At 68.3% G+C, this 8305-nt stretch carries 10 protein-coding genes and 2 pseudogenes; 6 read left to right on the forward strand and 6 right to left on the reverse strand.

The annotated features are described in order from the left end of the window. Positions 1-944: pseudogene (locus tag VGB60_RS12960) on the reverse strand (TSCPD domain-containing protein); the annotation flags it as partial. 204 nt (positions 945-1148) lie between these two features. Here VGB60_RS12960 and VGB60_RS12965 point away from each other — a divergent pair. Together VGB60_RS12965 and VGB60_RS12970 are read left to right on the forward strand one after the other, a co-directional pair. Beyond that, positions 1149-1541: an NADH:ubiquinone oxidoreductase subunit NDUFA12 gene (locus VGB60_RS12965; RefSeq protein WP_331038664.1), complete on the forward strand. Its 393-nt coding sequence runs from the start codon at positions 1149-1151 to the stop codon at positions 1539-1541. Beyond that, complete coding sequence (locus VGB60_RS12970; protein WP_331038665.1) at positions 1538-2200, forward strand: DUF2155 domain-containing protein; 663 nt, start codon at positions 1538-1540, stop codon at positions 2198-2200. Before VGB60_RS12965 ends, VGB60_RS12970 begins: the two co-directional genes overlap by 4 nt. On the opposite strand, the gene aat is transcribed toward VGB60_RS12970, so the two are convergent. From aat to aroQ, 4 genes are all read right to left on the reverse strand, one after another. Then, entirely contained in the window at positions 2167-2772 is a 606-nt protein-coding gene (gene aat / locus VGB60_RS12975; RefSeq protein ID WP_414644528.1) for a leucyl/phenylalanyl-tRNA--protein transferase, read from the reverse strand. The genes VGB60_RS12970 and aat overlap by 34 nt on opposite strands. Before the next feature lie 94 nt (positions 2773-2866). After that, positions 2867-4219: an acetyl-CoA carboxylase biotin carboxylase subunit gene (accC, locus tag VGB60_RS12980; RefSeq protein ID WP_331038667.1), complete on the reverse strand. Its 1353-nt coding sequence runs from the start codon at positions 4217-4219 to the stop codon at positions 2867-2869. Positions 4220-4223: 4 nt separating this feature from the next. Then, positions 4224-4733 carry an acetyl-CoA carboxylase biotin carboxyl carrier protein gene (accB, locus tag VGB60_RS12985; RefSeq protein WP_331038668.1) on the reverse strand — a complete coding sequence of 170 codons (510 nt, stop codon included), beginning with the start codon at positions 4731-4733 and terminating at the stop codon, positions 4224-4226. 18 nt (positions 4734-4751) lie between these two features. Beyond that, positions 4752-5219, reverse strand: a complete 468-nt coding sequence (gene aroQ, locus VGB60_RS12990; protein ID WP_331038669.1) for a type II 3-dehydroquinate dehydratase — start codon at positions 5217-5219, stop codon at positions 4752-4754. 106 nt (positions 5220-5325) lie between these two features. Between aroQ and thiS the strand changes: the two genes are divergently transcribed. From thiS to VGB60_RS13005, 3 genes are read left to right on the forward strand one after another with little or no spacing between them, the layout of a single operon-like run. Further along, on the forward strand, positions 5326-5523 hold the full coding sequence (gene thiS, locus VGB60_RS12995) for a sulfur carrier protein ThiS (RefSeq protein ID WP_331038673.1): 198 nt from the start codon (positions 5326-5328) through the stop codon (positions 5521-5523). Positions 5524-5568: 45 nt separating this feature from the next. Next, a complete protein-coding gene (locus VGB60_RS13000; protein WP_331038670.1) occupies positions 5569-5790 on the forward strand; it encodes a hypothetical protein in 222 nt (73 codons plus the stop codon). Between the two features lie 13 nt (positions 5791-5803). Then, positions 5804-6847: an SPFH domain-containing protein gene (locus VGB60_RS13005; RefSeq protein ID WP_331038671.1), complete on the forward strand. Its 1044-nt coding sequence runs from the start codon at positions 5804-5806 to the stop codon at positions 6845-6847. 62 nt (positions 6848-6909) lie between these two features. Here VGB60_RS13005 and VGB60_RS13010 read toward each other — a convergent pair whose 3' ends face one another. Next, a complete protein-coding gene (locus VGB60_RS13010; protein WP_331038672.1) occupies positions 6910-7950 on the reverse strand; it encodes a serine hydrolase domain-containing protein in 1041 nt (346 codons plus the stop codon). Between the two features lie 152 nt (positions 7951-8102). Here VGB60_RS13010 and VGB60_RS13015 point away from each other — a divergent pair. Beyond that, positions 8103-8305, forward strand: a pseudogene (locus VGB60_RS13015) (thiazole synthase); the annotation flags it as partial.

The following is an 8305-nucleotide window of genomic DNA, read 5'->3' on the forward strand; positions in this document are numbered from 1 at the left end:
GCGGCGATTCGTCCGGCGCGATCAGTCCAGCCGTCCGCGACCTGCTCCAGCACGGCGTCCGCCAGACCTCCAAGGCCGACGGACACAAGCCGCTCGCCATCGCCGGCGACGGCCCCGACCCAGAGGCGGACCAAGTCCCCGAGGGCGGCGTCGAAGGAGTCGCCCGCCAGGCGATGAAGCGCAGGCAGGGAGATGAGCAAGGCGGGCGCAGCCGCGGCGGAGAGTATAGCGTCCGCGTTCTGCGGCTCGAAGGTCAGGATCAGATCCCCCTCCAGGCCCGCCTCGCCTGCGTGCAGCGCGACAGGTGCTCCCGCTGCGACAAGCGTGCGATCGGCCAGCGCGACGAGCGGCGGCTCCGAGGCGGCCGGCTGAGGCTCCGCGCCGAACCCCTCGCCGTTGATCGCGCGGATGATGTCGGCGTCGCCGGCGCCGGCGCGGCGAGCCGCCAGGGCCGCTCTCGCGAGGGCTGGATTGGAACGCGGGTCGGTGCAGTCGCCCTGTGGTCCATGGCAGCGGGTGACGGCGTCCGCGACGCCGCCGAGGGCGATGGAGATCGCCTCGAGCGCGGCTCCGGTGCGTCGAGCCAGCTTCCGCCTCGCGGCCTCGGCCCTCAAACGTCGCGCGGACGCCGGATCGGAAAGGTCGAACAGCTCCCCGCCGACCGAGGCGGGCCGGGCGGGGCTGACGAGGCCCAGCAGCAGGCTGGCCGTCAGCGCTTTGGCCACGGACGGCTTCAGCCGCATCGCGTAGTGGGTCAGTGCCTCCTGGAGCGGGTCGGACCCGGCGCAAGCAAGACCTTCCGCCTCCGTCCAGTCCAGCCAGGATTCGACCTGCACGTCGGTCCAACCGTCAGGCGCGAGCACCGCCGCCACGCGATCGCAGCGTTCGATTTCGCGGAGAGATCGGCCGAGGGCTGCGGCACGGTCGGCAAACGGAAACGGCATCGACGGACTCGGTGTGACCTGATCAACCGTAGCGACCCAAAAGACCCCGTCGCAATAAATATGGCGGTCCGGGCGAGGGTTACCCCCAACATGTTGATCGGGTGATCCTGCCGCGAACGCTGGACGGAGGGGCTCCGCGTTTCTATGATCACGCCACGCCGCCGGCCTTCGCCGGCGCGGTGAATCGCGAGTGGATTACCCGACGTGCTAGGCAGGATCTTCGGCTGGACCAGCGGCGCCACCATCGGCACCTTCTTCACCATCGCCAAGCGGGGCGAGCATGTGGGGACGGACGAGTTCGGCAACCGCTACTACCTGTCCCGCGACGCCAAGAGCTACGACGGTCGCCGCCGCCGCTGGGTGACCTATAACGGTTACGCCGATGCCTCGAAGGTGCCGCCGGACTGGCACGGCTGGCTGCACTACACCTACGACGAGACGCCGACGGACAGCCCCTTGCCGCGAAAGGCGTGGGAAGAAGCTCACCTGCCGAACCTCTCCGGGACGCCCATGGCGTGGCGGCCCAAGGGGTCGCTGGCGGCCGAAGGAAAACGTCCGGCGGCCACGGGCGACTACGAAGCCTGGCGCCCGGAATGACGACTCGCTTCGTCGTCCTGGCCGGGGTGGCGGTTCTGGCGCTCGCCGGGGCAGGAGCCGGGGTGGCCTCGGCCCTCAATGATCTACCTCAGGACGCCGTGCCGGTCAGGGATCCCACGTCCGTTCTGAACACCCAGCCCGCCGCTCCGCCGCCGCCGCCGGTCGAGCCCGCCCCCGAGGGCGAGCCCGCCCCGGCGTCGCCGGTGGCGCTCACCCCGCCCGCGCCAGCGATCGTCATCGCCGACGACGATCCGATCGAGATCGAACCCGTGGACGAGAAGGCTGAGGCGCCGCCTCCTGTGAAGGCTGTCGAAATCCCGGTCGAGCCCTCGCGTCGCCAGCGCCGGCGCGTGGCCATCGTCGAGGCCATCGACAAGATCACGGCGGAATCGATGCGGTTCGAGGTCGAGGTGGGCGGCCGCCCTGTGCGCTTCAAACGCTCGCTGATCTTCACCGCCCGCGCCTGCGAGGTGTCCGCGCCCGACGAGCAGGTGACCGACGCCGTCGCCTATCTTGAGGTCGCGGTGCAACCGCGCGGGATTCTCAGGTCGAACGATCCGCGCCAGATCTTCCGGGGCTGGATGTTCGCCTCGTCGCCCGCGATCAACGGACTGGAGCACCCGGTCTATGACGCCTGGGTTGTGGGCTGCAAGGCGTAGAACACCGCTTCGGCGCCGGTCATCGGCCTGAATAGCGAGCGCGTGTCGGGCTTCTTTCGCCGCGCCGCGGCCAGTAGCTTGAGATAGGCCGCCTGCGGCGTCTCGAGCGCACCGAACTGAGCCAGGTGTTCGGTCAGGAACTGGGCGTCCAGCAGGGTCCAGCCGCCGCGCTTCAGGCGGGCGACCAGATGCACGAGAGCGACCTTGGACGCGTCCCGCTCGCGGCTGAACATGCTCTCCCCGAAGAAGGCGCCGCCCAACGTCACACCATACAGGCCGCCGACCAGCCGCTCGTCCCGCCAGCATTCGATGGAGTGGGCGCTACCGCGGGCGTTCAGCTCCACGTAAAGGCGGCGGATCGGCCCGTTGATCCAGCTGTCCTCCCGCCCCGGTCCGGGCGCCGCGCAGGCATCCAGCACGGCCGAGAAGGCGGTGTCGACACGGATCTCAAACGGCTCCGAGCGTATGGTCCTGCGCAGCCGCGTCGGAATGCGGAAGTCTTCCAGCGGCACGACGCCGCGCTGCTCCGGCTCGACCAGAAAGATGCGGGGATCGTCCCGCCCTTCGCCCATCGGGAAAACACCGGCGGCGTAGCAGTTCAGCAGTTCATCGGGGCCGAAGCCGCCGAACGGCCCGCTGGCGCTGAACCCGGGGTCGTCCACCGAGCTAGGCGTCGCCCTTCTGGCGTTTGGCCCAGTTTTCCAGCCAGTGGATGTCGTAGTCGCCGGACAGGATGTCCGGCTCCTGCAGCAGCTTCTGGAACAGCGGGATGGTGGTGTCGATGCCGCCGACGACCATCTCGTTCAGGCTACGCTTCAGCCGAGCGATGCATTCCTCGCGGTCGCGGCCGTGGACGATCAGCTTTCCGATCAGGCTGTCGTAATACGGCGGGATCGAATAGCCGGCGTAGATGGCGCTATCCAGCCGCACGCCCAGGCCGCCGGGGGCGTGGAAATCCGTGACCGTGCCGGGCGAGGGCGTGAAGGTCTCGCTGTTCTCGGCGTTAATCCGGCATTCGATGGCGTGGCCGGTGAAGGTTACATCGGCTTGGGTGAAGGACAGGGGCAGGCCGGCGGCGATGCGAATCTGCTCGCGCACCAGATCGACGCCGGTGATCATTTCCGTAACCGGATGCTCGACTTGCAGGCGAGTGTTCATCTCGATGAAGAAGAACTCGCCGTCCTCCCAGAGGAATTCGATGGTGCCGACGCCGAGGTAGCCGATGGAGGCGATGGCCTTGTTGACGGTCTCGCCGATCGCAAGGCGCTCGGTCGCGGACAGAGCGGGCGAGGGGGCCTCTTCGAGTATCTTCTGGTGGCGGCGCTGCAGGGAACAGTCGCGTTCGCCCAGATGGACGACGTTGCCATGGCTGTCGGCGATGACCTGCAGCTCGATGTGGCGCGGTTTCTGGAGATAGCGCTCCATATAGACGGCCCCGTTGCCGAAGGCGGCGGTGGCCTCGGACTGGGCGGTCTGGACCGCCTCGACAAGATCGTCGGCCGTCAGCGCCACCTTCATCCCGCGCCCGCCGCCCCCGGCCGCGGCCTTGACGATCAGGGGGAAGCCGATTGTCTTCGACGCCGCGATCGCCGCGTCGATGGTCTCGACTTCGCCGGCCGAGCCGGGAACGCAGGGGATGCCCGCGTCCAGCACGGTCTGTTTAGCCGTGATCTTGTCGCCCATGACCCGAATATGCTCGGGCTTGGGGCCGATGAAGGTCATGCCGTGGGCTTCGACGATCTCGGCGAAGCGGGCGTTCTCGGACAGGAAGCCGTAACCCGGGTGAATGGCCTGGGCGCCGGTGATCTCGGCCGCCGCGATGATCGACGGGATGTTGAGATAGGACTTCGCCGCCGGCGCCGGGCCGATGCAGACGCTCTCGTCGGCCAGCCGCACCCACATGGCGCCCCGGTCCGCTTCCGAGTGCACGGCGACGGTGGAGATGCCCATCTCCTTGCAGGCGCGATGGATGCGCAGGGCGATTTCGCCGCGGTTGGCGATCAGGACTTTCGTGAACACCGGATCAGGCCTCGAGCACGACGAGCGGCTCGCCGAACTCGACCGGCTGGGCGTCGCCGACCAGCACTTCCCTGACGACGCCGTCGCGCGGAGATTGGATCGGGTTCATCGTCTTCATCGCTTCGACGATCAGCAGGGTCTGGCCCTTCTTGACCTTGTCGCCCGGCTGGCAGAACGGCGGCGCTTCGGGCGAGGCCTGCAGATAGGCGGTGCCGACCATGGGCGACTTCACCTCCTCGCCCGACTTGGCGACGATGGTGGCCGGGTCGGAGGGCATCGAGGCTGGAGCCGCGGCCGGAGCGGGCGCCGCGGCGGCGGCCTGAGCCGGAGCGGGCGCGTATTGCATCGGCGCCGCCATGGTGATCTCGCGGGCGACGCGGATCTTCAGGTCGCCGCGCTCGACCTCGATCTCGGTCAGGTCTGTGTCGTTCAGGATGTCGGCGAGGCCGCGCACCAGGGCGGTGTCGATCTCGTCGTTCTTGAGCTTGGACGCAGTGGTCTTGGAATCGGCCATGGGAGCCTCTGTTACCTTCTAAACCGAACGGTCGGCGGCGGCGCGGTGTTCCTGCGCCAGCCGGAGAGCGGCCTTCACGGCCAGTTCGTAGCTGAATGAGCCGAAGCCCGAAACCACGCCGGCCGCGACCGGCGAAACATAGGAACGGTGGCGAAAGCGTTCGCGCGCCGCTGGATTGGACAGGTGGCACTCGACGATCGGGATCGTCAGCGTTCTGAGCGCATCCAGCAGGGCGACCGAGGTGTGGCCGTATCCCGCGGGGTTAATGACCAGCGCCGAGGCCCTCTCCCGCGCCTCTTGCACCCAGTCGACCAACTCGCCTTCGTGGTTGCTCTGGCGGAACACCAGGACGGCGTCGCCCGCGGCCCGTTGGCAAAGCGCCTGAACGTCGTCCAGCGTCTCGTGGCCGTAGACGTCAGGCTCCCGCACCCCAAGCAGGTTGAGGTTCGGGCCGTTCAGGACGTAGAGGACGGTTGGATCGGGCATGAGCTCGTGGACGGCGGTTCCGACCGGAATCGGACGGGCCTTTTAGCCGAGGCGTGGCGGTTATCAAACCGTCCGCCCGAAAGCACAGGGACAAGACGTGAGCGTCATCCGCATCCAGGTCAACGGCGAAGACCGCCAGGTGCAGGCGCGCACCATCCTCGCGCTCGTGGCGGAACTCGGGCTGGACGTCCGCAAGGTGGCGGTCGAACGCAACCTCGAGATCGTGCCGAGGTCGCTGCACGCCGCGACGCCGCTGGCCGACGGCGACCGGATCGAGGTTGTGCAGTTCGTCGGCGGCGGGTGATTGCGCCGCGCGGCCGGGTGCGCTCTGATGGCGGCGGGGGATGCGATGGACCGTGAAATCAAGACCGCTCTGGGAGTCGCGGCCGGCGTTGCCGCGCTGGTCATCGCGTTCATCTTCCTGATCCGATATGCGGTGCCCGCTGTGCTGGAGGCCCATTTCGCGGGCAGCCTGATCGTCGCTTCGGTGCTCGGAATCGGGGGCATACTGGCGCTGGTCTGGGCCGCATGGCGGCTCTGGGCGTGGGCCGCCGGATCATTGAAGCGCTGAGGGGCGGAAACAGATGTCGAACTTCGGATCGGGCCTGCCCGACATGAACCTGCGCCCGGGCGGATCGGCCGGACGGATGATCTCTCTGGTCCTGCTGATCGGCCTGCTGATCGTCATCTCCACCGTGACGGTGACCTCGTGCAGCGTGACGGTCGAGAGTGGCTACATGGGCATCAAGACGACCAAGTTCGGCCCGAACCCCGGCGTCCAGCGCAGCGAATTGGGACCCGGCTTCCACTGGGAAGGCATCGGCGAGAAGATTCGCACCTATCAGACGCTTCAGCGCACCTACAGCTACACGCGCGAGGCCAACAACGACGGGCGCGAGAATGAGGAGATCACCTTCTCGGACGTGCTCGGCCTGCCGATGACGGCGGACGTGGCCCTGACATTCCGCATTCGCGAGGACAAGGCCGCCGACCTGTATGCGACCTGGCGGCAGGAGTTCGACGCCTTCATCGACGGGCCGCTGCGAACCTCCGTGCGCGCCGCCATCGCCCGGGAAACCGAAAAGCTGCCCGTCGCCTGCAACGCCCAGCAGTCGGCCACGCCGAACGTTCAGCCGATCGCGCCCGGCGCCGCCCCCGCCGCCACGCCCGGCACCCCCGATGCGGACGACTGCCCCGGACAGCTCATCGGCCCCGGACGCCAGATCGTGCTGCAGCGGGCCATGCAGGCGCTACAGCGCGAATGGTCGCCGCAGGGGCTGGAGATCATCCGCATGGAGTGGGTCGGCTCCATCCGGTACCCGGAGACGGTCCTCGCCGCGATCCAGTCGCGCACGACCGCGGAGCAGAACACGCGCGCCGCCCTTGAACGCGTCAACCTCGAAAGGGCCAACGCCGAGGCCCGCATCGCGCAGGCCCGGGGTCAGGCCGAGGCGAACCGGTTGCTGGCCGAATCGATCCGTTCGAATCCGGAGGTGGTGAGGCTGCGCGAGATCGAGCGGACGCTCGGGATTTGCCCGCTGAGCGCCGACACCTGCGTGGTCGGCTCGGATATCAACGTGTCGGCGCTGATCGCGGCTCGGGACGGTCGGGCCGGCAGCGGCAACTAGTTAGCGGCCGGCGGGGGCGCCATGGAGGCTTGGGCCGCGCTCCCCTCGGGCGGTGAGGCCTGTCAGGCCAGCAGCGCCCGCGCCAGATCCATAACGACCGGATTCACGGGCGCGTTCTCCCGGTTGCTCAGGGCCACGACGGTGACGTCCTGATCCGGGAACCTGGCCATGAACCCGACGAATCCGACCATGCCGCCCGCGTGGGACACCATCCGACGGTTCTCGAAATCACCGATGGTCCAGGCGAGCCCCACGGGCCCTGGCCCTGGCGTGAACATGCCGCTGTCGCGGGCAAGGCCGGCGAGGGCGCCGGTTTCGAGGACCGTCAGCCAGCGGTGCAGGTCATCGACGGTGGAATACTCCGCCGCCGCGCCCAAGGTGACCGACATGTCGATGAAGGGAGCGGGCGCCGCCACCCCGTTTGTTACGCGGTAGCCGACGGCGAGGCCGGGGATCGAGGCGTGCGAGTCGGCGTAGCCGGTGTCCGACAGTCCGTGAACGTCCAGCACCAGCGACCGCAAGGCGTCGGGATAGGCCATCGCTGTAACCGACTCCACCAACCGCCCGGCGACGGTATGGCCCGAGTTGCCGTACTGGAAACGTGTTCCAGGGGTGAACGCCAGCGGCAAGGGATGAAGAAGGGCGACCGTGCCCTCCAGGGTGTTGCGTTGAGCCATCCTCTGGGCGTGGCCCGGCACCTGCATGATTTCGGGCAGACCGGAGCTGTGATTCAGCAGGTGCCGCACCCGGATCTCGGCCCAGGCGGCGGGCGCGTCAACGATGTGACGGGTGATTGGATCGTCGAGCCGGACCTTGCCCTGCTGGACAAGCGCCAACACCGCCCCGGTCGTCAGAGCCTTGCTGATGGAGCCGATCTTGTACCGCGTCTCGGGCGTGTTCAGCAGTCCGCGCTCGATATCGGCCTGCCCGTAACCCGCGCGGTGCCTGACGGCGCCCCCGGAGACGGCGAGCACGGCGCCGTGGAAGTCTCGAGCGCGAACGAGCTCATCCAGTCGGGCGTCGGCCATTGCTTCGGCCTCGGCCTGGTTGGCCAGAACGCCGTAGGCGAACCCCGCTCCAATGAACAGTCGACGATCGATCATGAGAGTCCTCTGGGGCGGTTCCGGGATGCGCCAGCAGACCGGGAAACGCCCGCGCGGTCATCCGGCATGTCACCAGCGCGGCTCTTCCTGCAATCGCTGCCGCTGGATCGTCCGGGGTTCCGTCCCGCGGCCCGGACGGTTAAACGCGGCGCATGAACGAAGAGATCGACACCTGGACGGTCGCCGGCCGGACCTTCTCAAGCCGGCTGATCGTCGGCACGGGCAAGTACAGGGACTATGCCCAGAACGCCGCGGCCGCAGAGGCCGCTGGAGCAGAGATCGTGACCGTGGCGGTGCGGAGGGTGAACCTCAGCGATCCGTCGCAGCCGATGCTGGTGGATCACGTCAAGCCCGA

The organism is Brevundimonas sp. (assembly GCF_036399195.1).
Classification (GTDB): Bacteria; Pseudomonadota; Alphaproteobacteria; order Caulobacterales; family Caulobacteraceae; genus Brevundimonas.

Excerpts from the sequence above, each read along its gene's own strand:
- aroQ (WP_331038669.1), bottom strand. The coding sequence starts at position 5,219 with ATGCCCGATCCAACCGTCCTCTACGTCCTGAACGGCCCGAACCTCAAC.
- aat (WP_414644528.1), bottom strand. The coding sequence starts at position 2,772 with ATGGGCGAAGGGCGGGACGATCCCCGCATCTTTCTGGTCGAGCCGGAG.
- VGB60_RS12970 (WP_331038665.1), top strand. The coding sequence starts at position 1,538 with ATGACGACTCGCTTCGTCGTCCTGGCCGGGGTGGCGGTTCTGGCGCTC.
- VGB60_RS13005 (WP_331038671.1), top strand. The coding sequence starts at position 5,804 with ATGTCGAACTTCGGATCGGGCCTGCCCGACATGAACCTGCGCCCGGGC.
- VGB60_RS13010 (WP_331038672.1), bottom strand. The coding sequence starts at position 7,950 with ATGATCGATCGTCGACTGTTCATTGGAGCGGGGTTCGCCTACGGCGTT.
- accB (WP_331038668.1), bottom strand. The coding sequence starts at position 4,733 with ATGGCCGATTCCAAGACCACTGCGTCCAAGCTCAAGAACGACGAGATC.
- VGB60_RS13000 (WP_331038670.1), top strand. The coding sequence starts at position 5,569 with ATGGACCGTGAAATCAAGACCGCTCTGGGAGTCGCGGCCGGCGTTGCC.